General features: G+C 61.9%; 26 protein-coding genes and 1 pseudogene. 20 read left to right on the forward strand and 7 right to left on the reverse strand.

What is annotated here, in order from left to right:
- Position 1 precedes the first annotated feature (1 nt).
- A complete protein-coding gene (locus DV706_RS09015; protein ID WP_006064954.1) occupies positions 2-1,141 on the reverse strand; it encodes an MBL fold metallo-hydrolase in 1,140 nt (379 codons plus the stop codon).
- A gap of 540 nt (positions 1,142-1,681) precedes the next feature.
- Between DV706_RS09015 and DV706_RS09020 the strand changes: the two genes are divergently transcribed.
- From DV706_RS09020 to DV706_RS09040, 5 genes are all read left to right on the forward strand, one after another.
- Positions 1,682-2,107 (forward strand): DUF4212 domain-containing protein, encoded by a 426-nt coding sequence (locus DV706_RS09020; RefSeq protein ID WP_006064953.1) that lies wholly within the window; start codon positions 1,682-1,684, stop codon positions 2,105-2,107.
- On the forward strand, positions 2,104-3,759 hold the full coding sequence (locus tag DV706_RS09025; protein WP_006064952.1) for a sodium:solute symporter family transporter: 1,656 nt from the start codon (positions 2,104-2,106) through the stop codon (positions 3,757-3,759). The genes DV706_RS09020 and DV706_RS09025 overlap by 4 nt, the downstream gene beginning before the upstream one ends.
- A 2-nt stretch (positions 3,760-3,761) precedes the next feature.
- A complete protein-coding gene (locus DV706_RS09030) occupies positions 3,762-4,223 on the forward strand; it encodes a universal stress protein (RefSeq protein WP_006064951.1) in 462 nt (153 codons plus the stop codon).
- 346 nt (positions 4,224-4,569) lie between these two features.
- Positions 4,570-4,848 carry a hypothetical protein gene (locus DV706_RS09035; protein ID WP_006064950.1) on the forward strand — a complete coding sequence of 93 codons (279 nt, stop codon included), beginning with the start codon at positions 4,570-4,572 and terminating at the stop codon, positions 4,846-4,848.
- Between the two features lie 29 nt (positions 4,849-4,877).
- Positions 4,878-6,407 carry a stage II sporulation protein M gene (locus DV706_RS09040; RefSeq protein WP_006064949.1) on the forward strand — a complete coding sequence of 510 codons (1,530 nt, stop codon included), beginning with the start codon at positions 4,878-4,880 and terminating at the stop codon, positions 6,405-6,407.
- A 12-nt stretch (positions 6,408-6,419) separates the two neighbouring features.
- On the opposite strand, the gene DV706_RS09045 is transcribed toward DV706_RS09040, so the two are convergent.
- Complete coding sequence (locus tag DV706_RS09045) at positions 6,420-6,953, reverse strand: DUF4399 domain-containing protein (protein ID WP_006064948.1); 534 nt, start codon at positions 6,951-6,953, stop codon at positions 6,420-6,422.
- A 533-nt stretch (positions 6,954-7,486) separates the two neighbouring features.
- On the opposite strand from DV706_RS09045, the gene DV706_RS09050 reads away from it, so the two are divergent.
- The 4 genes from DV706_RS09050 (at position 7,487) to argS (ending at position 12,022) form a co-directional block, all read left to right on the forward strand.
- Positions 7,487-8,446, forward strand: coding sequence for a succinylglutamate desuccinylase/aspartoacylase family protein (locus DV706_RS09050; RefSeq protein ID WP_049889663.1), 960 nt, complete (start codon positions 7,487-7,489; stop codon positions 8,444-8,446).
- 1 nt (position 8,447) lies between these two features.
- Entirely contained in the window at positions 8,448-9,602 is a 1,155-nt protein-coding gene (locus DV706_RS09055; protein WP_006064945.1) for a threonine synthase, read from the forward strand.
- Positions 9,603-9,627: 25 nt separating this feature from the next.
- Positions 9,628-10,164: an NUDIX domain-containing protein gene (locus tag DV706_RS09060; protein WP_006064944.1), complete on the forward strand. Its 537-nt coding sequence runs from the start codon at positions 9,628-9,630 to the stop codon at positions 10,162-10,164.
- 70 nt (positions 10,165-10,234) lie between these two features.
- Positions 10,235-12,022: an arginine--tRNA ligase gene (gene argS, locus DV706_RS09065; protein ID WP_006064943.1), complete on the forward strand. Its 1,788-nt coding sequence runs from the start codon at positions 10,235-10,237 to the stop codon at positions 12,020-12,022.
- 109 nt (positions 12,023-12,131) lie between these two features.
- Here the strand turns inward: argS and DV706_RS09070 are convergent, their stop codons facing one another.
- Both DV706_RS09070 and minD read right to left on the reverse strand, forming a co-directional pair.
- Complete coding sequence (locus DV706_RS09070; protein ID WP_006064942.1) at positions 12,132-12,638, reverse strand: hypothetical protein; 507 nt, start codon at positions 12,636-12,638, stop codon at positions 12,132-12,134.
- A gap of 282 nt (positions 12,639-12,920) precedes the next feature.
- The gene (minD, locus tag DV706_RS09075; protein WP_006064941.1) at positions 12,921-13,793 is read right to left on the reverse strand and encodes a cell division ATPase MinD; all 873 of its coding nucleotides are present in this window, start codon (positions 13,791-13,793) and stop codon (positions 12,921-12,923) included.
- A 192-nt stretch (positions 13,794-13,985) separates the two neighbouring features.
- On the opposite strand from minD, the gene prf1 reads away from it, so the two are divergent.
- Both prf1 and DV706_RS09085 read left to right on the forward strand, forming a co-directional pair.
- The gene (gene prf1 / locus DV706_RS09080; RefSeq protein ID WP_006064940.1) at positions 13,986-15,245 is read left to right on the forward strand and encodes a peptide chain release factor aRF-1; all 1,260 of its coding nucleotides are present in this window, start codon (positions 13,986-13,988) and stop codon (positions 15,243-15,245) included.
- A 396-nt stretch (positions 15,246-15,641) separates the two neighbouring features.
- Entirely contained in the window at positions 15,642-16,973 is a 1,332-nt protein-coding gene (locus DV706_RS09085) for a hypothetical protein (protein WP_006064939.1), read from the forward strand.
- Positions 16,974-17,054: 81 nt separating this feature from the next.
- Here DV706_RS09085 and DV706_RS09090 read toward each other — a convergent pair whose 3' ends face one another.
- Positions 17,055-17,300 carry a hypothetical protein gene (locus DV706_RS09090; RefSeq protein WP_006064938.1) on the reverse strand — a complete coding sequence of 82 codons (246 nt, stop codon included), beginning with the start codon at positions 17,298-17,300 and terminating at the stop codon, positions 17,055-17,057.
- Between the two features lie 262 nt (positions 17,301-17,562).
- On the opposite strand from DV706_RS09090, the gene DV706_RS09095 reads away from it, so the two are divergent.
- Together DV706_RS09095 and DV706_RS09100 are read left to right on the forward strand one after the other, a co-directional pair.
- Positions 17,563-18,312: a hypothetical protein gene (locus DV706_RS09095; protein ID WP_006064936.1), complete on the forward strand. Its 750-nt coding sequence runs from the start codon at positions 17,563-17,565 to the stop codon at positions 18,310-18,312.
- Positions 18,313-18,330: 18 nt separating this feature from the next.
- A pseudogene (locus DV706_RS09100) lies at positions 18,331-18,846 on the forward strand (RNA-guided endonuclease InsQ/TnpB family protein); the annotation flags it as partial.
- 78 nt (positions 18,847-18,924) lie between these two features.
- On the opposite strand, the gene DV706_RS09105 reads toward DV706_RS09100, so the two are convergent.
- Together DV706_RS09105 and DV706_RS09110 are read right to left on the reverse strand one after the other, a co-directional pair.
- Positions 18,925-19,260, reverse strand: a complete 336-nt coding sequence (locus tag DV706_RS09105; protein ID WP_006064934.1) for a DUF7577 domain-containing protein — start codon at positions 19,258-19,260, stop codon at positions 18,925-18,927.
- Positions 19,261-19,346: 86 nt separating this feature from the next.
- Positions 19,347-20,234, reverse strand: coding sequence for an acyltransferase (locus DV706_RS09110; protein ID WP_006064933.1), 888 nt, complete (start codon positions 20,232-20,234; stop codon positions 19,347-19,349).
- A gap of 293 nt (positions 20,235-20,527) precedes the next feature.
- Here DV706_RS09110 and DV706_RS22305 point away from each other — a divergent pair, with 293 nt between their 5' ends.
- From DV706_RS22305 to trpB, 7 genes are all read left to right on the forward strand, one after another.
- Positions 20,528-20,662: a hypothetical protein gene (locus tag DV706_RS22305; RefSeq protein ID WP_006064932.1), complete on the forward strand. Its 135-nt coding sequence runs from the start codon at positions 20,528-20,530 to the stop codon at positions 20,660-20,662.
- Positions 20,663-20,666: 4 nt separating this feature from the next.
- Positions 20,667-21,650 (forward strand): YeiH family protein, encoded by a 984-nt coding sequence (locus DV706_RS09115; protein ID WP_006064931.1) that lies wholly within the window; start codon positions 20,667-20,669, stop codon positions 21,648-21,650.
- Positions 21,651-21,982: 332 nt separating this feature from the next.
- Positions 21,983-22,963, forward strand: coding sequence for a PstS family phosphate ABC transporter substrate-binding protein (locus tag DV706_RS09120; protein WP_006064930.1), 981 nt, complete (start codon positions 21,983-21,985; stop codon positions 22,961-22,963).
- A gap of 7 nt (positions 22,964-22,970) precedes the next feature.
- Positions 22,971-23,900, forward strand: a complete 930-nt coding sequence (pstC, locus tag DV706_RS09125) for a phosphate ABC transporter permease subunit PstC (protein ID WP_006064929.1) — start codon at positions 22,971-22,973, stop codon at positions 23,898-23,900.
- On the forward strand, positions 23,900-24,760 hold the full coding sequence (locus tag DV706_RS09130) for a PstA family ABC transporter permease (protein ID WP_006064928.1): 861 nt from the start codon (positions 23,900-23,902) through the stop codon (positions 24,758-24,760). Before pstC ends, DV706_RS09130 begins: the two co-directional genes overlap by 1 nt.
- On the forward strand, positions 24,757-25,593 hold the full coding sequence (locus DV706_RS09135; protein WP_006064927.1) for a phosphate ABC transporter ATP-binding protein: 837 nt from the start codon (positions 24,757-24,759) through the stop codon (positions 25,591-25,593). Before DV706_RS09130 ends, DV706_RS09135 begins: the two co-directional genes overlap by 4 nt.
- 82 nt (positions 25,594-25,675) lie before the next feature.
- Complete coding sequence (gene trpB / locus DV706_RS09140) at positions 25,676-26,830, forward strand: tryptophan synthase subunit beta (protein WP_006064926.1); 1,155 nt, start codon at positions 25,676-25,678, stop codon at positions 26,828-26,830.
- Positions 26,831-26,836 lie beyond the last annotated feature (6 nt).

Raw genomic sequence — 26,836 nt, forward strand, 5'->3', positions numbered from 1 at the left:
CTCAGGCCGAACAGTTGTTCGGCCCCAACTCGAGTTCCGTCCGCTCTTCGGGTGGCAGTTCGGTTGCGCCACGGTTCAGGTCGATAATCTCCTCGTAGTTCGCTGGTTTCTCGCCAGCGTCGGCCATCCGGTCGACGAACGCGGACTGCTCGAGGCTGAGCAGATCGATCTCGGTGCGTGCCTCTCGGATCGTCGTTGTAATCGCCTCACCGGGCGCGCCATGTTCGAACTCGCCGTCGGCGGTGACCGTGACGTGTCCCGGGAGGACGGTGATACCTTCGGGTTCGGCAAGCACCGTCCGGTGGAGGGTCTCGTAGAGCAGCTGCGCCCCTCGCTTCCCCTCATCCTCGCTGAACTCGAGTTCTGTCCGGCCGGTCGAGTTGACATGGAGCGTATCGGCGGTCAACAGCGCCTCGTCATCGACCAAGATGGTGAGTATCTCGCTCGTGTGGCCCGGTGTGGCCAGTGCCTTGAGTTCACGTTCGCCGACTGCAAGGACTTCGTTTCGCTCGAGGGGTGTAAACTCGAGTTCGACATCGCGTTCCTCGGCCCGTTCACTGAGATAGTAGGGCACGCCGAGTCGAGCTGCGAGTTCGGGACCGCCAGAGATGTGATCGGCGTGAACGTGTGTATCGATGACGCCTGTGAGTGTGAGTCCGTTCTCTTCGGCAGCGACTTCGTACTCCTCGACGTCTGCGGTCGGGTCGACCGCGACGGCGTCGCCGGTCGTCTCGCAGCCGACGACGTAGCCAAGACACCCCTTTGCGCGACGCTGTATCTGGATGATACTGAGCCCGTCGCCTGCGAGCTCGACGTGGTCGTAGACGCCGCTCCAGCCTGTCATTCCATCGCCGACTGTCTGAACGTCGTACGCGTCGGTGGCTGACTCGAGTTGTGTCGCCAGATTCCCCGAGGTGATCCCTTTCGCACAGATGGTGATCACTCGGTCGGTGTCGCCGACCAGGGCTTCGAACTCCTCGAGTCGCCCGTCGAGTTCGTCCTCGGGGTCGAACGGGAAGTGGACCGCGCCTGAAATGTGCCACGACTCGTAACTCTCCTCGGGGCGTGTGTCAACGAGCGTAAACTGAGCCTCTTCGTCCTGGAGCGCTGCGAGTCGGTCCGCAGAGAGCGTGGTGACCATACAATCTATTCGGTTTACATCGCCGTAAGTCTCCCCACGGCTACTGAGCGCTCCACCGGCGACTGGTGCAACGAAGACGGGTAGTGACGTCACTGAGCGGCAATGTCCATCTGACCGAACGACGACTGTGCGATTGGATGCCTGTTATCGATCCTACAGTTTGGCACATATGTGTTGCCCTATCATAGATCCACTCTCACATGAGTGGAAACATCATACTGCTTATGATAGACCGATTGAACTGAGTGATCGGACAGATATTGCTGGCCTGTGCTACTGATTATCAAAATAATCAATCATGTATATTTTTGTGTGGGAAGCTATCAATACCCTTGTCCCCTCCTGCGCTTTGGTGGCAAGTGTTGCAGACATATACGGACTTAACTATCATGATAATTCTATACTGACCTGCATGAGTGACATTCGTGGCAACAAATCTCACGAAGTGAAATATCGTATACAATTGTTATGGTCTCCGGGTGGGCCGTTCGGCTCACAATCGGCTGGCATGACACGCGAGATTTCGGGTGAGTGCAGCCGATGACCGCTGATAAGTCAGCTGCGACTGAGACGGAAGAGCGCCGCCTCGAGACCGATGGTGGCCACGACACTGTCGACTATCTCGACGAGAAGATCCACATGTTCAAGCCCGCAACGCCGTTTATGAAAGATCACCTGAAAGTGATCTGGGGGCTGTTTGCCGTCTGGATGCTGTTTACGTTCGGACCCGTGACCGCGACGTGGGTCGCGACGGATTTCATGACGAGTACCCAAGTGCTTGGCTTCCAGTTGCACTACTTCCTGACTGCGATCGGCTCGCCGATTGGCGCGCTCGTCCTGTGTGCAGCGTACGCCTGGCAGCGTGACCGCCTCGATGCACAGTACGGCATCGACCACGAGACCGAGGCTGAAGCCGAGGCCGAAGCCGGCAAGACTGTCGCCGCCGACGGTGGTGAACAGGCGTGATCGAGCCAGTTCTGCTCGAGTCCGTGACCGGCCTCTTCGACGGCGGGTTCAAACTCATTCCGGCGTTGACGCTTGCGGCGATGCTCGCGCTGTTCCTGGGCGTCGGTTGGTTCTTCCGTGTCGCATCGGTTGACGACATGTGGGTCGCTGGTCGATCGATCGGGAGCATCGAGAACGGGATGGCGATCGCCGCAAACTGGATGAGCGTCGCCGCCTATCTCGGTGTTGCTTCGACCGTTGCCTTCCTCGGCTACTTCGGGCTGGCGTACGTCGTCGGCTGGACGACGGGGTATTTCATCCTGCTGATCTTCCTGGCCGCGCAGTTCCGCCGGTTCGGGAAGTACACCGCGCCCGACTTTGTCGGTGACCGCTACTACTCCGATCTCGGGCGGGCGATCGCGGCAACGACGACGCTGTTGATCGCGTTCGTCTACATCATCGCTCAGGGGAACGGCCTCGGGCTGATGGCCCAGTACATCTTCGGCGTCCCGTATGAGGTCGGCGTCGTCTTGCTGATGACGATCACGATCGGCTACGTCGCGCTCTCGGGCATGCTGGGTGCGACCAAGAACATGACCTTTCAGTACATCATCCTTATCAGCGCGTTCCTGCTCGGTCTGTACGCGACCGGCTGGACGCAGGGATGGTCGACGGTCCTGCCGTTTATTGAGTACGGGTCACAAGCGACGGAGGTCGCGACGGAGATCGACCGACAGTTCACTGAGCCGTTCCAAGACGCAGGCTACTACCACTGGATCGCCCTCTGTGTCAGCCTGATTGCCGGTACGTGTGGCCTCCCACACGTCCTCGTGCGTTTCTACACCGCTGACAACGAGCGCAACGCCCGCTGGGGAACCGTCTGGGGACTGGTCTTCACGCTCCTGCTGTTCCTTGGCACGACCGCCTACGCCGCCTACGGGACCCTGCTCTACCAAGAGAACGTCGGCGAATACACCGACATGACCGGCACGGAGGCCGACACGCTCGTCGTGCTCACGGTCCATCTCGCCGAACTTCCGGAGTGGCTCGTCGGCATCGTCGCCGCGGGCGCAGTCGCGGCCGGATTGGCGACGACTGCGGGACTGTTCATCTCCGCGTCCTCGGCCGCCGCTCACGACATCTACACGAACCTCTACAAAGAAGACGCAAGCCAGCGCGAACAGATGATCGTCGGTCGACTGACGATCCTCGGACTCGGTGCAGTCGTCACGTATCTGGCGCTCAACCCGCCAGCGCTCATCGCCGAAGTCGTCGGGATGTCCTTCGCGCTCGCCGGCACCGTCCTCTTCCCGGTGTTCTTCCTCGGTCTCTGGTGGGAAGACGCCACGCGTGAGGGTGCGATCGCCGGCATGTTCGTCGGGCTGTTCTTCGGCTTCGGCTCGATCGTCAACGAGATCCTCCCGCAGTATGTCAGCGCGATCTCCGGTGACGCGATCGTCCCGGCGTTCGCGACGGTCGTCCCTGCGACGTCCTCGTCGCTCGTCGGTGTCCCAGCGGTCATGCTCACGATCATCGTCGTCTCGATGTTCACCGAGGACCCGCCGGAGGACGTCAAGCGCCTCGTCCGACAGTGTCACAGCCCCAAGCCGATGGAGAAGATGGATTCGGCAGAAGACGTCGCCACCGACGGCGGCACCCCACAAGACGACTAACGATGTACGATACCATACTCATCCCGACCGACGGAAGCGATGTCGCCGAGAACGCGATCGATCACGCGATCGATCTCGCCGAACAGTACGACGCAACGCTCCACGCGCTGTATGTCGTCGACACTGATGCGATCGATATCGGTCTCGGCACCGAACAAGTCCAGCGCATCAAAGAAGGGAAGTTCGGTGAGATGTCCGAACTGAAAGCGCGTGCTACCGAGGCGACCGATGTCGTCACCGAGCGGGCCGGAGACGACCTCGAGGTCGTGCAGTCGATCGAAGCCGGCCGTCCCCACGCAGTGATCAGCGAGTACGCCGAGGACAACGACGTCGACCTCATCGTGATGGGGTCGGCCGGACGTGGCGGCGTCCGCCGAGCCATTCTCGGCAGTGTCGCCGAACGCACGCTCAGAACGACACGGATTCCGGTGTTGGTCGTCGACGTTCGCGAAGACGACGACTAATAGGATCCCGTCCTCATCGAGGACACCGTTAGCGGTTCGCCGCCTCTCCTGTCGACCCATTTTTCCGGCACTGTCCTCGAGTTCGCGATCCGATTTCCCGAGGAACCCAACTCCGATCTAGAGCCCCCAGCTGTAGCGGTGACCGACGATGACACCGCTTGGAACGTCAGCTCGGAGACGTTACGCTCGAGCGACATCCGGCCACTCGGCCGTCAAATGCGTCCCACAGCTCCGAGACCTGCTCGGCTGAACGCTCTCTTCCCCTCGAGATTCGCTTCAAATCACTCCTCGAGCGGGGCCGATGTCACAATACCTACGTCCTCGCATCCAAAACGCGAGTATAACGATGTCATCGATTCGATCCATCCTGCGTGGGCTCCTCGCCAGCGTCATCGGTATCCTCGTGATCGGACTCCTCGCAACTATTGTCTTCACGATTGCCATCTTCGTGGTCTCGACCGGGGCCGGCCTTGCTGGCTACGATCCCAGCGCAGACTTCGTCGTCCTCTCGGCGGCGCTGGTCGTCGTCGCCGTCATTCTCACCGGCGGGTTCACGCCGCGGCTGTCCGGTGGGCGCGGTGATGACGAGACGGACGAGACGTTCGACGATCGAACGTTCAACTGATTTAACTGGTTTCCGACCGAAGCCTCGGTATGGCCCTCTCCGATTCCATCACTGCCGTCGTCGCCGTGCTCCGCCGCCGACCGGCTGACATCCTGCCGTGGTATCTCCTCGGTGCTGCGGTTCCCGCGGTCGCCCGCGTGATCCCGTTTCTCGCCCTCACGATCGGCTTTCTCTACCTCGAGGTCACTGGCCGTCTCGCAGCGGCCCGGGAGGCGGTGACTGGACTCGAGACCGATCCACCAGATCCAGACGCCGACCCGGAGGCGTTCGAGGAGTGGCTAACCGAGTTCGAACCCGTTGTCGAACAACTGCTCACGCCGGGGCTTATCCTCCTCGTTGCCGTGACGATTGTCGCGACGCTGCTCGTGGGTGTGGTCCTCTATGCAGCTGTCACCGCCGGCCAGCTGACGGCCTGTGCCGCTCGGCTGCGTGACGAGCGTGGACTGACTGCTGGGCTTGCGGGTGCTCGGCGCTACTGGCTGCGATTTCTCGGCCTGTACGTCCTCGAGATCCTGCTATGGCTTGTCGTGTTCCTGACGGTCGGAATCGGCGTTGCACTCGTCGCCGCGCTCGTCGCGGTCGCCACCGGCTCGATGCTCGTCGCCGGCCTCGTGGCACTGCTTGCGGGACTCGTCCTCGTTGCCGTACTCGCCGCCGTTCGGGCGCTGTTCGCGTTCGCGCCGGTGTCGGTCGTCGTCGACGACGCGACCGTCGTCGGATCGCTGTCGAACACCGTCTCCTTCGTCCGTGCTCGCCCGGTCCATGCTGGCTTTTACTATCTCGTCGCCGTCGGGACGCTTCTTGCGTTCTCGGTCGTCTCGGGCGTGCTCACGCTCGTTGACGTCACCGCCTTCCCCTCGCTGGTGACCGTCGTGTTCGTCTTTCCCGCCCTCGATCTGTTGAAAACGGCCCTCTACAGCGGCGCTCGAGGCCGACTCTCCCCACCGGCCATGCCCGAGCGATCGCTTCGCGGCCAGTTCAGTGATGGCGTTCGTCGTGGCTGGACTGAGATGACGGTGTTCGTTCGGGGAACACTCGGCACGCACGCACTCGTCGTTGCCCTTGCCGTCGCCAGCTTCTGGGTTGGCTGGGAGCTTTCCGAGCCACTCGTTGGCCCCGTCGAAACGTCGATTTCAGCCCGTCTCGAGGGCCACATCGCCCCAGCCGCAGCCCTCGAGTTCTTCGGCAACAACTGGCTGGTCGCGCTCACGACAGCCATCTCCGGAGTCGTGCTCGTGCTCCCCGCGATCGTCTCGCTGCTGTTTAACGGGCTTGTCATGGGTATCTACGCACGAACCGAGGTCGCTCCGATGGAACTGCTCGCGTTCGTTATTCCGCACGGGATCTTCGAGATTCCGGCGATTTTCATCGCCACGGCGCTCGGTGTCCACCTCGGGCTCGTCGGCTGGCGGACGATGCGAGGGCGAGCGACTCGAGCGGAGTTGGCCGATGCCCTCGAGCGATCGTTCTGGGTGCTCATCGGCGTCGGCATCCTGCTGGCGATCGCGGCGGTGATCGAGGGCTTCATCAGTCCGTACTACTTCCGGCTGTTCCTCTGATCGGTGTTCGGCTCACTCCTCGACGGTGATCGAAATCTCGTCGGTCTCGCCGAACGCGCGATGGGGCCCGTCGGCCAGCTGGAGACACAGGTCGTACTCGCCCGGCTCGAGGTCGATCTCCCCCTCGGACTGGCCGTCGCCCCAGTGGTAGAAGCCGTCTTCCTCGGCCTCGTCGCTCGGACCGGGGAAGGTCTCGCCCTCCTCGAAACAGTCCTGGTCGACCAGCACGTGCAGGTGCCCCTCGCCCTCGACGGCCTCGCCGGCCGGCGCGAGCTCGACGCCCTCGACCTCGGCTTCGATCTCGACCGGCGATTCGACGGTGTCGCCGTCTTCTGGTGTCACGAACATCGCGGCCGCGTCGTCGGGTTGGTCCGCAACCGTAACCTCCTCGTCGTCTTCCGCGCCGTTTTCGACGTCGTCGTTGCCGTCTTCCGGATCGTCCTCGTCCGGGTCGTCCTCTCCGAGACAGCCGCTGACGCCGACAGCACCCACCATGGCAAGCATCCCGAACGTCCGCCGTGTGTAGGTCGGTTCTTCAGTGCTCATAGCTAACACACCTCTCCACCGTGCATCAGGCTTGTGAACGTTCAGCCGGGTATGGGCAGCCTGTGACAATGGCTGTCTCGCATTCGAGTAAGTAACAGGTAATTGCGATCCCATCGAACCAAGATTACTCCGAAGAGCCGTCGCTATCGACGGCACAGAGGAATCAGGCGATCGGCGAACGACACGCCGAAAGCCAGGGAGTAGATGGTTCCGACGAGTCCGAGCACGGTTTCGATCGTAAACGCGAGGGTCGGACTCCCGGAGAAGACGAGTTCGCCCCAGCTCGAACGATTTCCAGGCCCGGGCAAAGAGCAGGCCGACGAAGACGGCGGTGATCGCGAGCGACGTGGGCCTGACGGCGACGGCTACAGGTCGAACAGGGCAAGTTCCTCGGTGTTTGCCCCCGATCATCATCCGGACGGCGTTCCCCTTCGATGGGAGTCCGTCCGCTGGCCGGCTGGTCGACCATTCGACCTTGCCGCTGGCTGGCGAACACCGAACCAATAAAGATGAACGGGTCCGTCGTCAGGGACATGACGACGACGCTCGGAACGGCGAGCGCAAGGCCCGGAGAGATCGATACGGGCCGTCTCGAGGTTGGCGAAACCCGGGACGGAAGCTCGTTCGGTCTGCCCGTTGCCGTGATCAACGGCGAGCGGTCGGGAAAAACGCTCTACATGCAGGCGGCGAGCGATGGTGACGAACTCAACGGTGTCGGTGTTATCAAGCGTGTTGTCCCCCAACTCGACCCAGCCGAGATCGCTGGCACAATTCTGGTCGTTGGGATCGTCAACTACCACGCCTTTCAGGTCGCCGAACATCGCAATCCGATCGACGATACGAAAATGAACCGGGCTTACCCCGGCAACGAAAACGGAACCTCGAGCGAGCGGATCGCGGCTGCGACGTTCGAGGCCGCGACCCGGGCGGATCTGATCCTCGATCTCCATCAGGGGTCGACCAGCCGCATGATCGATGAGGTTCGGGTTCGCTGTGGAACACGCCACCGAATCCACGACAAGTGTCTCGAGCTGGCGAAGGCGTTTGGCTGTGGCTACATTCTGGACCAGAAAGGGCCTGATGGCCAGCTTGCCCGTGCGGCACCAAACGAGGGTATTCCGACTGTCGACCCCGAACTCGGCGGCTGTGTTGGCTGGGACGAATCGAGCATTCGGAAAGGTGTCGAGGGCGTGTTCAACGTCCTTTCCTACTACGGCTTTCTCGACGGCGAGGTCACACTCGAGACCCAGACCCGCGCCCACGGGTTCGAACAGTTCGGTGCACCAAACGGCGGACTCGTAACGTTCCAGAAAGAGCTGGGCGACCGCGTCCGCGCCGGTGAGACGCTGTTCGAACTCACGACGCCCTTTGGCGAGCCGAAAGCCGAGGTCACAGCAGACAGCAACGGAATTCTCTGGCGAACCCGCCGGCTGCCACAGGTCGCGACCGGTGAGTACGTCTGCTCTGTGGCAACCGACATCGACGAGTACTAACATGCCGTCTGCCCTCCACTGTCCGGCCTGTGACCGTCTCTACGACCCTGGACCTGACGAACCCTGGCGCTGTGCGTGTGGCCACGCCCTCGAGTTCGCGGATCGGCCACGTCCACAGGGCGAGCCACTCCCCCTCCATCGGCTCGACACCAGCGAGGGGCTCTGGACGTTCTTCGAATTCCTTCCGATCGAGAAACGCGTCACGTTCCACGAGGGGTTTACGCCGCTCGTCGACGCTCCCGAGTGGGACGTCCAGTTCAAACTCGAGTACGTCTTTCCGACGGGGTCGTTCAAAGACCGCGGCGCGACGACGACGCTCTCTCGAGCTCTCGAACTCGGCGTCGAGAAAGTCATCGAAGACTCCTCGGGCAACGCTGGGGCATCGATCGCGACGTACGCCGCTCGTGCGGGCCTCGAGGCGGATATCTACGTCCCTGCGGACGTCACACAGTCGAAGCTGATGGCCATCCAGCGAGCCGACGCCCGGCCGGTCCGGGTCGAGGGTGATCGTCAGGACGTCACGGCTGCCTGTCTCGAGGCCGTCGAGGGCGAGGCCTCTCAGATCACAGACGCCGAGAGCGGCGCAGCCCCCCGCCAGACGGGTGCGGGCTGGTACGCCAGCCACGCCTGGAACCCGGCCTTTTATGCGGGGACGATGACGTTTGCGTTCGAGGTCGCCGCCCAGCGCGAGTGGACCGTTCCCGACGCCGTCGTCCTCCCGATCGGTCACGGCACGCTCTTTCTCGGTGCTTACCGTGGCTTTTCGCTGCTCAACGAAGCCGGCATCGTCGACGGAATGCCACGACTGCTCGGTTCCCAGTCGGCGGGACACGCTCCTATTGTCGCTGAACTCGGCGGCCGAACGGTCGCCGACGACGATGCCGCCGCCGATATTGCCGACGGCATTCAGATCACCGAACCGGCCCGCAAAGCCGAGATCCTCGAGGCAATCGCCGAGACCGACGGTGACGCCATCGCACTTGGTTCTGATCCGATCGAGAGCGCGCTCGACAGACTCCACCGCGGCGGGTTCTACGTCGAGCCTACCTGTGCGGTTGCCCCCGCAGCACTCGAGGCCTACCGCGAGGCCGGAACCATCGCCGACGATGACGATGTCGTCGTTCCTCTGACTGGAAGCGGATTGAAAACCCTATGAGGACCGAGTACTGACGATGCGGTAGATGGTCAGCCGTCCAGCCGACTACTGTCCTCACTGCGGCGAGTCACTCGAGACAATCACGTTCGACGGTCGCGAGCGCAGCCACTGTCCGGTCTGTGAGGACGTGGTCTGGCATAACCCGGTCCCCTGTGCCAGCGTCGCTGTCGTCGATCGGTCGCGTTCGGAGCCCGCAGTGCTCTGTGTTGAACGGGCCGTTCCGCCAGGTATCGGCGAGTGGACGCTCCCCGGCGGTCACATGGAGGTCGGTGAGGAGCCTGCGGCCGCCGCCGTCCGTGAACTCGAGGAAGAAACCGGCGTCGCGCTCGCCGCCGACACGCTCGAAATTCTCGATGCGACGACGATGCCGCCCCGGAATGGCAAGCACGTGACGACGATCCACTACGTCGCCGACTGGGCCGACGCGATCGGCAAGCCAACGGCCGGCAGCGACGCGAACACGGCCCGGTTCTGGTCGCCGACGACGTTTGCCGCCTCCGGCGAGACGTTCCGGCCGATTCACGAGGCGTGGTTCCGGGCTGCGGCCACGTATTTCGACTGACGACCGACTCGACGACCGACGAGCGGCGAAACCCGACATTCCTTTAGTTGCCCCCTGAATACGAGCGGGTATGTTCCTCTCCCTACGCGCGGAGGTCGAGACCGCCCTCGAGGAGGCACTCGTAGCACTCGACTTCCCGACGGACGACCTCGGAATCGAAGAACCGCCGGAAGACGTGCCGAGCGTGCTTGCCTCGAGCGTCGCCTTCCGACTCGCTGGCGAAGCCGGAGCCCCACCGCCACAGGTCGCGAGCCAACTTGCCGACGAGATCGACGCCGACGACCTGACGTACGTCTCCGAGGTGCAGACGCAGGGTCCGTATCTCAACTTCCTGCCGAGTGATGTCTACTTCGCAGAGACGCTCGAGACGGCAACCGACGAGCGTTACGGCGCGCTCGACGACCGCGAGGAGTCCGTCGTCGTCGAACACACGAGCGCGAACCCAACCGGCCCGGTCCACGTCGGCCGCGCGCGAAACCCCATCATCGGTGATGCGGTGTCGAACCTGCTCGATATGGCCGGCTACGATGTCGATCGACACTACTACGTCAACGACGCCGGCCGACAGATGGCCGTCTTCACCTGGGCCTACGAGACCTTCGACGAGGCTGATCTCGAAGACGAGCCCGAACGCGACCGCATCGAGTACGACCTCGTCCGCTACTACCGCAAAGGCAACGCCTACCTCGAGAACGCCTCCGAGAGCGAGGTCGAGGCGGCCGAAGCCGAGATCGAGTCGATCATGCAGGGACTCGAGGCCGGCGACGAGGAGGCCTACGAGCGCGTCAGCGAGGTCGTCGACCAGGTGCTCTCGGGCATGAAAGCCTGTCTCGGCCGGCTGCCCGCGGAGTTCGACGAGTTCGTGAAGGAGACCCGATTCATGCGCAACGGCGACACCGACGACCTCGTTGCCCGACTCAAAGCACTCGACGAGGCCGTTTACGAGGAAGACGCCTGGCAGCTCGAACTCGACGACCACGGCATCGACAAAAACCTCGTCTTCCTGCGCTCGGACGGCACCTCGCTGTACGCGACCCGCGACCTGGCTCATCACGAGTGGAAGTTCGATAACTACGACCGCGCGGTGACGGTCCTCGGTGAGGATCACAAGCTGCAGGCCAAACAGGTCCGGAGCACGCTCGAGTTACTCGACAACGACACCGATGGGCTCCAGCAGGTGCTCTACTCCTATGTCAATCTGCCCGAAGGGAAGATGTCCACCCGTCGGGGCACCGGCGTCGATCTGGACGACCTGTTAGATGAGGCGATCGACCGCGCCCGCGAGGAGGTCGAGGATCGACTGGACGACCGTATCCGAGACGACGACCTCGATGCGGACGACATCGAACGCATCGCCCACCAGGTCGGGATCGGTGCGGTCCGCTACGACATCGTCTCCAAGCAGCCGACGAAAGCGATCACCTTCGAGTGGGAACAAGCGCTCGACTTCGAGGCCCAATCCGCGCCATACGTCCAGTACGTCCACGCGCGCTGTTGTGGCATCCTCGAGGAAGCCGACCTCGATCCTGACACCGACCTCGCGCAGCAGGACGTGGAACTCGAGGCGCTCGAGGCCGACCTGCTCGAAACCGACGCCGAACGGGATCTGCTCGAGACGATCGCCCGATTCCCGGCGGTCGTCGACGAGGCGGCCGACGATCTCGAACCACACCAGGTTGCGACGTTCACTCGCGAGTTTGCTGACCGATTCAACGCGTTCTATCGGGAGTGCCCGGTGCTTGCCGACGACGTCGACCCTGACGTTCGTGAGGCACGCCTCGCGCTCGTGGCCGCGTCGAAACATACGGTCGCGAACGCACTCTCGATCCTCGGCGTGGAACCGCCGCGGTCGATGTAAGCGACGCGAGAGCGCTGCGCACGCTCCGCTGTCCAGTTCGATTGCGAATTATATCACGCTGTTACTTGTTGTTATAAATAAACCAACGGTTCCGTCTGCGCCGTCGACGTTATGTCGCCGATCTCTCAACTTTTCCGTGGAACTGTTCTGCCGAAATCTCGTCCTCGCGGTACTCAACGAGCCATTGGACGTCGATGGTGTACGTGACCACATGCTTCTCGTCGTGGTCGACAGTCAACTCGATAGTCTCGAAACTGTCTGCGAACGTCTCCATGTCGTCGACTGCCCCGTCAAGATCGTCAGCGAGCATCTCGAGTTCGGCGTGAAGTTTCTCGTAATCGGTGATCTCGCTTTCGGCGATGATTGTGACGACGTCGTCTTCGTGTTCGACCTGCGTAACCGACACCTCGTCGCTGCTAATCTCGAATCCGTCGCTGTCGAATCCGGAGATGTCATCGGTATCGTCGTCACCGTTATCGCCGTTGTCTCCGTCGGTGGACGATCCGGACCCATCGTCGCTCGGTTCGTCATCGTCGCTTGTTTCATCGCTGGAACAGCCAGCCAGTGCGGTCATGAGTGCGGCGCCACTGCCAAGGAGTACTTTTCGTCGCTCCATGCTCGACCCGTAGATGACAGAGATGATTAGTAATCAGTTCGTTACTGTCTTCTGTCCGTTTCTGTCTGGTACCGATTAATATCACGGTGACAAATGGCATTATCGAGGTCGATAGAGACTGAAGCGGGCACTTTCTGTTCGAGCTGAAACCCAGTATGCTGTGCATGACTCTCTGCCCACACAGATATTCTCAAATCGACGAATGTAATTGAACCCAACAGTGTACGCCAGGAAATCGACGGTTTAGGGACTGCCTACTGGCCGATAACACGTGCCACTGGATCAGGAATCTGATTCGGCTTCGGTGATTGCACTCGAGACGTCGTCGTGTGCTGCTTCCCGCTCGCCGCGGTCGCCGTCACTGTCTGCTGCTGAACTGCTTTCGGACTCAGACTCGTCACCGAGTTCGGTCACCTCCTCGTCCGCTCCACTCGAGTCGGGGATGTCGATGCCAGCCAGGTCCGCAGCGAGTTGTCGGTAGGCGGTGGCGGCAGGGCCATTGGGTTCGTAGACGATCAGCGGCGTGCCAGCGTAGACGCTCTCTCGAGCCGCGGCGTCTTCTGGAATCGTTCCCAACAGGTCCGTCTCGAGGCGTGTGGCAATCTCTTCGTGGGAGATGTCGCTGTCGGGCAACGTGCGAGTGACGACGAGTCCGGCGACCGTGCCGCCGGCCCGTTCGGTCAACTCGAGGGTTTTTTTCGAGTCGTGGACGGCTGCTGGTTCAGGTGTCGAGACGAGGATGACCGAATCGGCCAGCCCCAGCGGGAGAACAGTTTCGTGATTGACGCCGGCACCGACGTCGAGAAAGACGTAGTCGAACCGATCTCGAAGCTCGGAAACGACCTCGCGGAGCCCTTCCGGTGAGGTGTCGGCGTACTCATCGAGGCTGGTGCCGCTTGGAACGGCGACAATATTCTCAGTAACACTGTAGATGGCATCATCGATCGATGCCGCTCCGGACAACACGTCGTGTAGCGTCATCGAATCTGGAGTCAGGCTGACGAACCCGGCGAGGTTCGCCATCCCGAGATCAGTGTCAACGATAGCGACGCGTTCACCAGCCTGTGCTAGCGCCGTGCCGAGATTGACCGTCGTCGTCGTTTTTCCGACGCCCCCCTTCCCGCTCGCGATAGCATAGACCGTCTCGTGAGACATACTGATGTACTGTCCGGACAGTAGAACGGGAGCACCTTAAATCGTCACCTCAACTCCCGGCCCATGGAATGTGGCCGACACGTCGGTCTCAGCCCTGATACGGACCGTTGCGGTGGCTGTTTACCGACAGCCGTTGACAGGTCGACAGGTGTGTCAAAGGATTCTTACCCACAGCACCGTTCTGTACGACCAATGAGCCAGGAGGGCGATCAGGAGCAGTCCGACCGGAAAAAATACGAGTTCCGGAAGGTCATCGAGGATCTCAAAGATTTCGATGGCTCTGGGACACAGCTCGTGTCGATCTACGTTCCCGAGGACAGACAGATCAGTGACGTGGTCACTCACGTTACCCAGGAACACAGCGAAGCGGCCAACATCAAATCAAAGCAGACCAGAACGGCCGTCCAGGACGCACTGACGAGCATCAAAGACCGACTCCGGTACTACGATGTCTACCCACCGGAGAAAGGGATGGTGCTGTTTTCGGGGGCCGTCGACTCCGGCGGCGGCCGGACCGACATGGTCACGAAGGTCTTGGAGAGCCCACCGCAGCCCGTCGAATCCTTCCGCTATCACTGTGACTCGGATTTCCTCACCGAGCCGCTCGAGCACATGCTGGCGGACCAGGGCCTCTACGGCTTGATCGTCCTCGACCGCCGTGAGGCCAACGTCGGCTGGCTGAAAGGCAAACGCATCGAGCCGGTCAAGTCCGCTTCGTCGCTTGTCCCTGGCAAACAACGCAAAGGTGGCCAGTCCGCCCAGCGTTTCGCCCGCCTGCGCCTCGAGGCCATCGACAACTTCTATCAGGAGGTCGCGGGAATGGCAAACGATCTGTTCGTCGCCAAACGCCACGAACTCGACGGGATCCTCGTCGGTGGCCCCTCGCCCACGAAAGACGAGTTCCTCGACGGCGACTATCTCCACCACGAGATTCAAGACAGCGTCATCGGGAAGTTCGACGTCGCCTACACCGACGAGTCCGGTCTGAAAGACCTGGTCGACAACGCCGAGGAGGCGTTGGCCGACGCCGAGGTGATGAAGGACAAAAATGAGATGGAAGAGTTCTTCAAGCAACTCAACGCGGGCGATCTTGCAACCTACGGGTTCGAGCAAACCCGACGAAACCTCGTAATGGGTGCGGTCGACCGTCTCCTGATCAGTGAGGACCTCCGTAAGGACGTCATCGTCTACGACTGTGCGGAGTGTGGCAACACGGACTACGAGGTGCTCGACCGCCGCAAGTCGACGCCGTCACACACCTGCAGCGACTGTGGGGCCGAGGTCGACGTCACGGACGACGACCGCGAGGACGCGATCGACCACCTCATCGAGATCGCCGAACAGCGCGGTACTGAGACCAAGTTCATCTCGACGGACTTCGAGAAAGGCGAACAGCTCTACAACGCATTCGGCGGCTTCGCCGGTATCTTACGATACAGTACCGGCGTGTGAATCGCCTCGAGGTCAACTCCCTCGAGAATCGAAGACTCTCGTGATCAAGCGAGACCAGAGGTCTCGCGGACATCGCGGAGCTTCGCTCTGCTCAGTCACGGAAATCTCCGATTTCTGAACGCCCCTGGAGCATTCTCCCAGACCGCTTGTAAACGGGATCATATCTCCTCTTCGCGCGTGTCATATCGCTCGTGTGAATCGTCCACACCGCGTGACACGCTTTCTCGAGTCTGTTCCATCCCGCCAGCACTGCTCGACGAGCATCGTTCCGGTTGCGAGCAGACGAGCGAATCAGGCGGATCGTCAGTCACTGCTCGCCAATACGCTGTCCGAAAGACGTGATTGTGACTGCAACGTTGGAGGACCTTTTGTGCTCGAGTGTCAGTAGCGACGACTATGCGAGAGGGCGTGCCAAATCGGCGGACGATCCTCGAGGGGGTTGCGACAGGGATCGGTCTCTCCCTCGTCGGTGCTGGCAGTGTGACCGGCGTGACTGGCCTCGAGCGACGCTATCCGGCCAGCGAGGAGATCACGATCGAACCGGGATCGACGGTGCTGTTCGAGGCTGAGCCGCCGACCGATGTCGAACCGAACGACGTTGAGTGGGATGGTGGTGGTGATGTGGATAGTGCTCCTCTCCCGGGCGACTATGTGTACGCGACTGGTCGGCCGGCGACGTTTCGGACGTTCGAGTCGACCGGCACGTACGACGTCACGTGTACGTATCAGGGTGGAACTGGGACGAGTGCGGTCGAGTGGACGGTGGTCGTCGAATCAGGCGGTGTGAGTCCACCAACCATCGACCTCGACACTGAACCCGGTGCAGATGAGCGTGTCGGGGTTGACGAGACAATCGAAATCACGGCGAGTGCAACTGCCACAGACGGGAGTCTCGAGCACATTATCTGGATCGAAGGGCAGAACATGACGGTTCCCGACGTGTCCAGCCTTGTGGGACGGGAAGATAGCACGACACTCACGACGAGTGCGGGGTGGATCAGCGCCGGCTATCCAACCGGTGCCAGGGCTGTCTCCGAACGTGGGCTCATGAGCGAGCCCGAATACGACGACGGGCCAGCGGTCAGACCACCGTTAACGATCGATATCATCGAGACGAACGATCCGGTCGACGCTGGTGAGACGCTCGAGGTCGTCGCCGAGGTCGAGAACACGGGTGATGTGATGATGGCTGGCGACCCAACACAGCAACTCGAGTTCATTGTCGGCGAGGATCCCGTCGTTGTCGACACGGAGACCGTCTCCGTCGACTGGAACGAGACGGAACGTGTCACCCTCGAGTACGAGACGTATCCCGTCGAGCAGGACGACGAGTTCCCGGTCCGCGTCGAGGGAGCGGACGACACCGCAGAACGCAGTGTGCTCGTCTCCGGTGGTGACCACGGTGAAACCAGTAGACGAGGCGTTACCGTCGCAATCCGTGAGACGAACGACCCGGTCGACGCCGGTGAGACGCTCGCCGTGACTGCCGAACTCGAGAACACTGGCAGTGAAGAAACGACACGGTCGCTCGAGTTCGCTGTCGGCCACGATCCTGAGGTGGTCGAGACCCGTTCGGTGACGGTCGGTGGTAGTGCGACCGAGACGGTCACGCTGACGTTCGAGACGGCAGTCGTCGAACGGACACAGTCGTTCCCAGTCCGGATCGAAACTGACGACGCATCGGCCGAGCGTCCCGTTCGCGTGGTGGGGACGGCTGACTCACAGTAGGCACCGTCCGACGAAACCGAATCACCGAGCGGTTTTTCGAGCGATGTGGAAACCGCAGCGATCGAACGGCCCGCCTGCTTTTCAAAGTGTGCCCCGAAGATAGACCGCATCGTCGGTGATTTTCTCGATACTGCCTTCGTCGAGCGGATATGCCGATTCGCTTCGCGTCGCCCAGCCGAGTTTTGCCTTAATCGTCTCTGTCAGACTCGGATTGGGTTCGACGTATCCGTGGCCGTCGCGAACGTCGACGATACGGCCGACTCTGGTGCCGTCGGTGTTCAGGACCAGTTTCCCTTCGTCGGCTTTGGTGAGCGCGTCCTTGGTCATCAGTTGTGACGGATCTCGCTTTCGTCTCGGCGGATCAGCTGCCAACACACTATCATCGATGAGCGGAGCAAGTACTGGCGGCAGGTCTGCTCGAGCAATAAAGCGCGGAAATCGTTTCCATCAGCCGCGATACTGTTACGCCCTGGGTAGCTAATTTCCATCGAGTAGACAGTCCTTACGCTGTGGGTCCATGCCATCAGCCCGTCTCGAGCCGAGCACAACAGAAGGGTTATGCTGGTAGTCTCGTATTACCACTCGATCAATGGACGAGTCCCCGTCTTTTGCCGCGTCGTTCGACGACCCGCGGATCACCCCGCAGTTCTGTCAACGGGTGACCGGGGCGGCAGGCGACTACTATCTTCTCGGCGTCGTTCACGACCATCCTGCAAGCGTCGCTCGCGTCGAACGCGTCCTCGAGTCAGTCGACCCAGACACGCTCGCGCTCGAACTCCCCACGGCAGCTCTCCCGCTGTACCGTGCCTACGCTCGCGAGGGCACGGACGAGACGCCGCCACGGTTCGGCGGCGAAATGAGCGCGGCGATCAGTGCCGCACCCGACGCCACCACCGTCGGCATCGACGCTCCGAACTGGTCGTTTCTGCGACGGCTTGTGACGCGGCTGATCGCTGACCGTGTCTCGACGACGACGGCTCGACGCGTTATTTCGAGTCTCGGTGGAGCGACACGGGAGGCGCTGACTTGCCGGATCGCGGCGACGCTGACTCATGCGACGTCGATGACCGTTGCCTGCGACGACCCGATCGAGTACGGCTGTGAACACACTGATCCTCCGGCGGAACAGGCCGCCCACGAACGTTCACACGTCGCCAGCGTTCAGGCGCTGCTCGGCAGCGTCCAGACGGCCGACAGCGCGCTCACGTATCGGGACGAAACCCGCGAACACTGCATGGTCGACCGCCTCGAGGCGCTTCGAGCGACAACTGACGGTGCCGTCGTCGCTGTCATCGGTGTCGATCACCTCGAGACGATCGCGGATGGACTTTCCGCGTGAGCCCGTCGGATCCTGTTTTCACGAGAAGCACACGAGAACATCGAACGGATTGGTCGGAAGGCCGAAGGGCGCTTCACGATATCTCTCCACACAGTCGCGAACGAGCTCATTCGAGAGGCGGTCGAGAACGAGTGTTCGCACCTCGTGTTCGAGGACCTAACCCACATCAGGGAGAACATTCCCGATGCGACGTGGCAACATCAATGGGCGTTCCGACGGCTGTACGGGTACGTCGAGTACAAAGCAGACGAACACGGCCTGGAGGTCGTGCAGGTCGACCCGCGCAACACGTCGAAGCGGTGCTCGACGTGTGGGTTTACCCACGACGAGAATCGCCACCAGGAGTCGTTCGAGTGCCAGCAGTGTGGGTACGAGAACCACGCGGACTACAACGCCGCGAAGAATATCGGCTTGCAGTATCTCCGTCGTCGGCAAAACGCAGGCGATGGAGGCGCACCCGTAGACGTGCGCTTGAATCGCGGGACGCTGAACGTGAGTGGGGATTACGTACCCCCTGCCTCTGTTGAGGCATAGAACGGGAGTCCACGCGAAAGCCCCACCCTCAACGAGCGAGCGGGTCCTTAGACCCCGAGCGAAGTAGGGTTGGGTAGTTTACTGACGGAGTGAGGAAATACAGTTCCAACAGTACGTAAACGTCTGATCGGCCTCGTTCCGGACGCCACAGTGTGGACACCGAATCGTTTCTCCATCGAACTCGAGTTCGTGGTCGTCCTCGTCCTCGAGGTCGTCGGGGTCGTCGACGTCGCCGGATGTCCCCGGATAGTGGTCGCGACCGGCCGAAGTGCGCGGATTTGCACGATTGGGATCGGCAAACGACGGAGAGCCCGTGCTGTCACCGTCCCCGCCCTGGACATAGACGTAGTACAGTAGCAGGTGGAGAAGGGCAAACAGGACGACGTATCCAATGAGCCAGCCCCAGAGCTCCATCAGTATGGTGTAGGTTCTCAAGCCACTTGGGTATTCCCTGCGTCGTGGTTCCAAGAAAATAGCGCAAAACTGAACGTATGGTCTCTCTAGAAGTCGCGACCGAACTCGTCGAAGACCTCGAGGTCGTCGGGGAGTTCGTACTCGATGCGTCGCTGCTCCTGTCGGTTGACGCCGGCGTCGTCGAGGGGTGTTGCGACGTCCTCCCAGCCGGGTTTGATCTTGACGCTTTTGACCGGTGCGCCGATGGCGATATGATGGGCAGGCACGTCGTGTTGGACGATTCCGCGTGCGCCGATGATGGCGTTTTCGCCGACTTTACAGCCGGCACGGACCATCGCGTCGTAGGTGAGCCGAACGTCGTCCTCGACGATCGTGTGGTAGTTTCGGACCTCGGTCTGGTCGACGACATCGTGATCGTGACTGTAAATATGTACACCGTCTGAAACCGAGACTCGATCGCCGATGGTGAGTTTCCCGCGATCGTCCAGGTGAACGTCGTCGTGGACGACGCTGTTGTCGCCGATGGTGATGTTGTGTCCGTAGGTGAACGTCACGCCCTTGAAAAATCGGCAGTCGTCACCACACTCCTCGAAGAGATGGTCGGCGAGCATTCGGCGAAATCGCAGGGCGAACTCGACGTTGTCAGCGATTGGTAGACTGTCGAACTGTCGCCAGAGCCACTGAAGGTGTTTCGAGCGACGGAACTGCGCTTCGTCTTTTTCGGCGTAGTACTCGCTTTCGAGGGTGGTGTTACAAGGATCGTAACTCTGCAAGCGGACACGCTCGGCTGGGGTAGTCGACTCCCCATCCTGCCAGCGTTCGTAGGCCTCGCGGTCGCCGGAGAGGTCGATCAGGACGTCCTCAACGATCGAACAGGTGCTCTCGTCGCTTGCCAGTCGCTGGTCGACCTCGTCGATGAACTCACGCATCCCCGCCTCCGCCTCGTCGGGGAGCGAGACGTACCGCTTTGTCATACTCCGAGGTATTGCCCGCAGAGTTCATAGGGGTTCGGTTGTGCGGACACGTTGCCAGCATTCGTCCGAGCGAGACCTCTGGGACCGCTCAGTGACGTCGTTTGCCCGACTGCCAGCGCAGAATCGTCACAGATTGCTGCAAAATATTCCGGCATCGCCGACACGATCGACAATTATTAACTGTCTCGATCCGGAGACATCGAACGAATGTCGTCCGATGGACGGAGTCGTGGTCGCTCGTCGGCTGCATCGACGGAGAGTGTTCCGACTGACCCGCAGACCGATGCGTGGTTATGACTGCCGTCCAGCAGTCTCTCGCGGCGATCCGCTCGTACTGGACTGCTCTCGAGCGAGATTGGCAAAGCGTCGCTGTCGGGGCGGTGATCGTCGTCCTGACGGTCGTTTTCGAGATACAGATCCCCTGGTAGCGAGATGTCCGCCTACCGGCTGCTTCCGGGGCTCGTCGTTCTCTGTCTCGGAGCGCTCGTTGCGCGTGCGATCGGCCTCACCGTCGGTCTCAACCACCTGCTCGTCGCCATCGCGCTCGGATTCGCGCTAGCGAACGGCCCCGGCGTCCCCGATCGTCTTAGACCGGGGATCGAAACCCACAAGCTCTGGTTAGGTGCTGGCATCGTCCTCATGGGCGCGTCGTTGACGCTCGAGGCAATCCTCGAGGTCGGGGCCACTGTCTTGTTGGTCGTCGCGCTCGTTATCGCCGTGACGATCGTCGTCGTCGAAGTGCTCTCACGGAACGTTTTCGGGCTCGCCGAGCAGCTCGGCTCGTTGCTTGCTGCTGGGGCCAGTATCTGTGGCGTGTCGGCCGTCGTCGCGGTTGCGGGGGCGATCCGCGCACGGGAAGATCAGATCGCCTACGCGGCGGCGACGGTGTTGTTGTTCGACGCGATCACGATCGTCGTCTATCCGATCGTCGGTGGACTGCTCGGCCTCTCGGACGTCGTCTTCGGGGTCTGGGCTGGTGTCAGTATGTTTTCGACGGGGCCGGTCGTCGCGGTCGGCTTCGCCTATTCGGAGGTCGCCGGTCAGTGGGCGACGATGACGAAACTTTCACGCAACGCCTTGATCGGCGTCGTCGTCCTCGCGTATGCGAGCTACTACGCCCAGCAGGGAGAGGGTGGTCGCCCGTCTATCGGACTGCTCTGGGCGGAGTTCCCGAAGTTCGTGCTCGGCTTTATTGCGCTCGTCATCCTCGCGAGTGCGGGTGTCTTCTCTTCGGCTCAAGAGGCCACGATCGAAAACGCCTACAACTGGCTGTTTCTCCTCGCGTTCGTGGGACTCGGTACGGAAATCCGGATCGCCGAACTCCGGAACACTGGCGTGACACCTGCGATTGTCGTTCTGGTGTCACTGCTCCTCGTCAGCGCGTTCTCGCTTGCGCTGCTCGTACTGTTGTTCTGAGTGCTCGTCGAAGGCCGCGGCAATACTTTCGAACGGGACTGTGGCTGTCTCGCTGCTGTGAAATCGAACGATTCGGTGATCTCTTTCAAGTGACACACCTGATTTCCGGCTCGAGTTCCATCGCTTCGGGAGTTCGGCGACGGTTCGAAACTCGACTTTCATTGCGGTAGGGCGGTTGCTGCCTCGGTTCTGCGGTCGGGACCGTCCGAACGGCCATCCCGTGTGTAACACATATGCATGAAAACGAGAGCTTTGCTGCTTTTCGGTTGCACACCAAAGAATTGCAGGGGAGCAAGGTGGTACAAGTCCCTAGCGAATACGGGGTGATACTCATGGAACGCACCTATTCGCGTCGTTCTGCGCTACAGCTTGCTGGAGTTGGCTCGGTTGTTTCGCTTGCGGGCTGTTCGTCTGTTCTCGGCGGCGGCTCCTCGGTTCGCATCTCGGGTGGGGTCGGCCCACTGCCGATGGTCGAAGTCTGGGCGGATCGCTACGAATCGGACACGGACACTTCGTTCGACATCTCCGGCGGCGGCACTGGCGTCGGCGTCTCCGACGTCTTAGGCGGCCAGGTCGACATCGCGATGATGGGCCGCGAACCCGAACCGGAAGAGATCGACCAAGGGCTGTTCGCCGTCCCCATGCTCATCGACACCGTCGTCGCGACGGTCAACGCCGACAACCCCGTTCTCGAGGCGCTCCAAGAAGACGGACTGAGCCGCGAGGACCTCGAGGCCATCTTCACGAAAGAGGTCACGAACTGGGGCGAGGTCGTCGACGCCGACATCGACGAGGAGATCACAGTCTACGGGCGCTCGGATGCCTCCGCAGCCTACAAACAGTGGGGCGATTTCCTCGGCGGCGAGGACGACGCCTACACCGAGAGCGAACTCGAAGATCTCTCGGACGGCAACCACAACGGCGACCAGCCGGTCGCCGAAGCCGTCGGGTCGAACGAGACTGCCATCTCGCTGAACAACATCAACTACGTCTACGATCTCGAAAGCGGCGACCTCGAGGGCGACATCCGGCCGGTGCCACTCGACTACGACGGTGACGGGACGATCTCCGAGGACGAAGACTTCTATGACACCCGCGAAGAGTTCCTCGCCGCCGTCGAGGAGGGCAGGTATCCGGCACCGCCGGCACGCGAGATGTACCTCGCTTCCGACGGCCCGTTCGACGAGGAGGCCCACGACTTCGTCGAGTGGGTGTTGACCGAGGGCCAGGAGTACGTCCGAGACAACGGCTACGTCCCGCTCGAGGCGGATCGACTCGAAGAGGCACAGGACGACCTGGCCGAGGGGCCGTAGCTGAACGATGGCAGGGTCGACGGAGTCCAGGAGTCAACGGCGACTCGATCGGCGACTCCTGATCGAACGCCTGAGCAGCCGCTGGCTACAGGGGGCTGGCTACTTCGCCATCGCGCTGTTTGCCCTGATCGTGCTGGCGTTGCTCTACCAGTCGCTGCCGCTGCTGTCGGAGTATTCGCTGGTGCAGGCGCTGACGTCCTCGAACTGGGACCCCGCACAGAACGAGTTCGGCTTCCTGCCAGCGATCGTCGGCACGATCTACGTCACCGCGCTCACGATGGCGATGGGGACGCCGATCGCGATCCTCGCGGCGATCTACATCGCCGAGTACGCCGAGGGACGGGCGAAGACGCTCGTCTCGTCGTTTATCGACGTGCTCGCGGCGATCCCGAGTGTGATCTTCGGGCTGGTCGCGCTGATCGTCGTCGTCCCCTTCGTCGGCGACTACCTCGCGCCGGCCGTCGGCTCGAGTGCGACCGGTCTTGGCATCTTCACAGTCAGTCTCGTGATGGCGATCGTCGTCACCCCTTTCATGATCTCGCTGTCGGTCGAGTCGCTCGAGGCCTTGCCTGACGAGCTTCGGGAGTCCTCGCTCGGCGTCGGCGCGACGAAGTGGGAGACGATCCGGTCGGTGCTGTTGCGGGCTGCTGGCCCCGGCATCTTCTCGGCCGTGTTGCTCGGCTTCGGTCGCGTCTTTGGCGCAACGATCGTGCCCGCCATGCTCATCGGCGGCCAGACCCATCTGCCGAGTTCACCGTTTGCAACGGGACAGACGCTGCCGACGCTGATCGTCAACGATTTCGGTGAGCTGATGAGCCTGCCGCTGACCCAGTCGGCGCTGATCTTCGTCGGCCTCATGCTCGTGGTCGTCGTCTGGCTGTTCAACTTCACGGCGATGCTCGTCCGCCGCCGCCTCCAGCGGAGGTGGCAGTACTGATGGACCGATACGCCAAACAGCGACTCTTCGGCCTGCTTGCTCGTGGCGCTGCCGCCCTCGTCGTCGCTGTGATGGTGCTGGTCGTCGCCGTGACGATCTACCGTGGCGGGCGCGTCTTCCTGACCGACCCCGCGATCGCGATCACGCCGCCGGGCTCCCGATACATGCTCGAGGGCGACGGCGGCTTCCTCCATGCCGTCCTCGGGAGTCTGTTCATTGTCGTTCCGGCGACGGTCGTCTCGGCAGTGCTCGCCGTCTCGACGGCGATCTATCTCCAGAGCGATTACTCGAGCGAGCGGTTCTCGGACGTCGTGAACATGTTCTTGAACGTGCTCTGGGGGACGCCACCGATCGTCTACGGTGTGTTCGTTCTGACGATCATCATCGCGATCGGTGCTCGAACGAGTCTGTTCTTCGGGATCGTCGCGATCGCGATCTTCCAGTACCCGATCATGACCCGCTACACCGACGAGGCGTTGCGGTCGGCTCCTGAGGCGGTCAAAGAGGCGACTTACGGCCTCGGCGGGACGCGATTCGAGGCCGCGCTGATGACGTTCCGCGCGGCGCTGCCGGGGATCATCGCCGGGATCATCATGGGCTTCGCCCGCGGCATCGGTGACGCTGCGACGGTGTTGTTCACCACTGGTCGAAGTACGAACATGCCGGGTGGCCTCTTCGAAGGGGCAACGACGCTCCCGGTTCTCATCTTCGATCAGGCGATGTCGTTCAACGCCGAGGTCCGCTCACACGCCTACGCAGCGTCGTTCGTCCTTATCGTCGCCGTACTCGCGTTGATCATCGTCTCGAAACTGCTTGCCGGACGCTACGCACGCTACGCACCAGGAGGTCGCCACTCATGACAGACACTGCACTCACTACCGAGAATCTCACCGTAACGTACACCGGAAACCGCGAAGTCGAGGCGCTGAAAGGCGTCTCGGTCGAGTTCCCAGCGAATCAGCTGACGGCCATCATCGGTCCCTCGGGCTGTGGGAAATCGACGCTGCTCAAATCGCTGAACCGACTTCACGAGATCCAGCCCAACGTCGAGATTTCGGGCGACGTCCTATTGGGCGAGCAGTCGGTCTACGACACCGACGAGCCGGTGCCGGAGCTTCGCAGACGGATCGGCTACGTCCCGCAGACGCCGACCGCGCTGCCGCTATCGATCTACGAGAACGTCGCCTACGGGCTGAAAATCCACGGTGACTACGAGTCGAAAGCCGAACTCGATGATCGGGTCGAACACTACCTGCGGAAGGTCAACCTCTGGAGCGAGGTCAAAGACCGGCTCGATGCCCCCGGCGCAGAGCTCTCGACCGGCCAGATTCAGCGGCTCTGTCTCGCTCGCTCGCTGGCCGTCGAGCCGGAAATCTTGCTCTGTGACGAGGTGACGTCGGCGCTCGATCCTGTCTCCGCCGAAACCGTCGAGGAGACCCTCGAGTCGCTCAAAGACGAGTATACGATCATCATGGTCACCCACAGTATGGATCAGGCAAAACGGCTCGCCGACGAGGTCGTCTTCCTCTATCTCGGCGACTGCATCGAGACGAACGACACGCGGTCGTTCTTCGAAAACCCACAGCACGAACGCACCGCGGAGTTCGTCTCAGGACACACCGTGGTCGGGGACGACGATGATGACGAGTCGGAGCCGACATCGACTCCGAACACGGTCGCAGCCGAGCGATAACACGACACGCCAGTTGTCATCGCGTTCGACAGCCGGGCCGGTGACAGAATATATTTAGCGCCCGGGTGCGAGTGGCCGACATATGTCTAATGGCGCGTTCGAGGGGTACGGTGGACGCCACGTTCCCGACCCCCTGCAGGAACCACTCGAGCAACTCGCAACTGCCTACGACGAGGTCGCCGACACCGACGCGTTCCGTTCGGAGCTACGTGAGCTCCTCGAGACGTTCGCCGGCCGACCGACGCCGCTGTACTACGCACGCACCTTGAGCGATCGGTACGGTGCCGACATCTACCTCAAGCGAGAGGACCTGCTCCACGGTGGGGCCCACAAGATCAACAACGCGCTCGGGCAGGCCCTGCTGGCCAAACAGAGCGGCCGCGACCGAATCATCGCCGAAACCGGGGCGGGCCAACACGGCACCGCGACCGCGATGGTCGGTGCGTTGCTCGATCTGGAGACGGAGATCTACATGGGCGCGAAAGACGTCGCCCGCCAGGAGATGAACGTCTTCCGGATGCGACTGATGGGTGCCGAGGTCAACGAAGTGACCCGCGGCGACGAAGGCCTCGCCGACGCCGTCGACGCGGCGCTCGAGGACTTCGCGAAAAACGTCGACAACACCCACTATCTCGTGGGCAGTGTCGTCGGCCCTGACCCGTTCCCGCGGATGGTTCGGGACTTCCAGAGCGTTATCGGCCGCGAGGCCCGCGAGCAGTTCCAAGAGCGAACGGGCGAGTTACCCGACGCAGCTGTCGCCTGCGTCGGTGGCGGCTCGAACGCGATCGGTCTCTTCCATGCGTTCCGCGACGACGATGATGTCGACTTCTACGGTGCCGAAGGCGGCGGCAAAGGCGCTGACTCGAGTCGACACGCCGCCCCGCTCGATTCGGGGAAAGACGACGTCATCCACGGGATGAAAACGCGCGTGATCGACGACGATGTCGAGGTCCACTCCGTTTCGGCGGGGCTCGATTACCCCGGCGTCGGCCCCGAACACGCCATGTACCGTGCGGTCGGCCGCTGTGAATACACTGGCGTCACCGACGAGGAAGCGCTCGCTGCCTTCCGCGAACTCAGCGAAACCGAGGGGATCATCCCGGCCCTCGAGTCCAGCCACGGTATCGCCCGCGCGATCCAACTCGCCGAAGCTGGCGACCACGAGACGATACTCGTGAACCTCTCCGGACGCGGCGACAAGGATATGGAAACCGCGGCGTCGAAGTTCGACCTCTAATCGGCG

Origin of the sequence: Natronorubrum bangense (assembly GCF_004799645.1) — an archaeon.
GTDB classification, from domain to species: Archaea; Halobacteriota; Halobacteria; order Halobacteriales; family Natrialbaceae; genus Natronorubrum; species Natronorubrum bangense.

What these genes read in the sequence shown, in the direction of transcription:
- DV706_RS09015 (WP_006064954.1), bottom strand. Translation starts at nt 1,141, where the DNA reads ATGGTCACCACGCTCTCTGCGGACCGACTCGCAGCGCTCCAGGACGAA.
- DV706_RS09020 (WP_006064953.1), top strand. Translation starts at nt 1,682, where the DNA reads ATGACCGCTGATAAGTCAGCTGCGACTGAGACGGAAGAGCGCCGCCTC.
- DV706_RS09030 (WP_006064951.1), top strand. Translation starts at nt 3,762, where the DNA reads ATGTACGATACCATACTCATCCCGACCGACGGAAGCGATGTCGCCGAG.
- DV706_RS09035 (WP_006064950.1), top strand. Translation starts at nt 4,570, where the DNA reads ATGTCATCGATTCGATCCATCCTGCGTGGGCTCCTCGCCAGCGTCATC.
- DV706_RS09040 (WP_006064949.1), top strand. Translation starts at nt 4,878, where the DNA reads ATGGCCCTCTCCGATTCCATCACTGCCGTCGTCGCCGTGCTCCGCCGC.
- DV706_RS09045 (WP_006064948.1), bottom strand. Translation starts at nt 6,953, where the DNA reads ATGAGCACTGAAGAACCGACCTACACACGGCGGACGTTCGGGATGCTT.
- DV706_RS09050 (WP_049889663.1), top strand. Translation starts at nt 7,487, where the DNA reads ATGACGACGACGCTCGGAACGGCGAGCGCAAGGCCCGGAGAGATCGAT.
- DV706_RS09055 (WP_006064945.1), top strand. Translation starts at nt 8,448, where the DNA reads ATGCCGTCTGCCCTCCACTGTCCGGCCTGTGACCGTCTCTACGACCCT.
- DV706_RS09060 (WP_006064944.1), top strand. Translation starts at nt 9,628, where the DNA reads ATGGTCAGCCGTCCAGCCGACTACTGTCCTCACTGCGGCGAGTCACTC.
- argS (WP_006064943.1), top strand. Translation starts at nt 10,235, where the DNA reads ATGTTCCTCTCCCTACGCGCGGAGGTCGAGACCGCCCTCGAGGAGGCA.
- DV706_RS09070 (WP_006064942.1), bottom strand. Translation starts at nt 12,638, where the DNA reads ATGGAGCGACGAAAAGTACTCCTTGGCAGTGGCGCCGCACTCATGACC.
- minD (WP_006064941.1), bottom strand. Translation starts at nt 13,793, where the DNA reads ATGTCTCACGAGACGGTCTATGCTATCGCGAGCGGGAAGGGGGGCGTC.
- prf1 (WP_006064940.1), top strand. Translation starts at nt 13,986, where the DNA reads ATGAGCCAGGAGGGCGATCAGGAGCAGTCCGACCGGAAAAAATACGAG.
- DV706_RS09085 (WP_006064939.1), top strand. Translation starts at nt 15,642, where the DNA reads ATGCGAGAGGGCGTGCCAAATCGGCGGACGATCCTCGAGGGGGTTGCG.
- DV706_RS09090 (WP_006064938.1), bottom strand. Translation starts at nt 17,300, where the DNA reads ATGACCAAGGACGCGCTCACCAAAGCCGACGAAGGGAAACTGGTCCTG.
- DV706_RS09095 (WP_006064936.1), top strand. Translation starts at nt 17,563, where the DNA reads ATGGACGAGTCCCCGTCTTTTGCCGCGTCGTTCGACGACCCGCGGATC.
- DV706_RS09105 (WP_006064934.1), bottom strand. Translation starts at nt 19,260, where the DNA reads ATGGAGCTCTGGGGCTGGCTCATTGGATACGTCGTCCTGTTTGCCCTT.
- DV706_RS09110 (WP_006064933.1), bottom strand. Translation starts at nt 20,234, where the DNA reads ATGACAAAGCGGTACGTCTCGCTCCCCGACGAGGCGGAGGCGGGGATG.
- DV706_RS22305 (WP_006064932.1), top strand. Translation starts at nt 20,528, where the DNA reads ATGACTGCCGTCCAGCAGTCTCTCGCGGCGATCCGCTCGTACTGGACT.
- DV706_RS09115 (WP_006064931.1), top strand. Translation starts at nt 20,667, where the DNA reads ATGTCCGCCTACCGGCTGCTTCCGGGGCTCGTCGTTCTCTGTCTCGGA.
- DV706_RS09120 (WP_006064930.1), top strand. Translation starts at nt 21,983, where the DNA reads ATGGAACGCACCTATTCGCGTCGTTCTGCGCTACAGCTTGCTGGAGTT.
- pstC (WP_006064929.1), top strand. Translation starts at nt 22,971, where the DNA reads ATGGCAGGGTCGACGGAGTCCAGGAGTCAACGGCGACTCGATCGGCGA.
- DV706_RS09130 (WP_006064928.1), top strand. Translation starts at nt 23,900, where the DNA reads ATGGACCGATACGCCAAACAGCGACTCTTCGGCCTGCTTGCTCGTGGC.
- DV706_RS09135 (WP_006064927.1), top strand. Translation starts at nt 24,757, where the DNA reads ATGACAGACACTGCACTCACTACCGAGAATCTCACCGTAACGTACACC.
- trpB (WP_006064926.1), top strand. Translation starts at nt 25,676, where the DNA reads ATGTCTAATGGCGCGTTCGAGGGGTACGGTGGACGCCACGTTCCCGAC.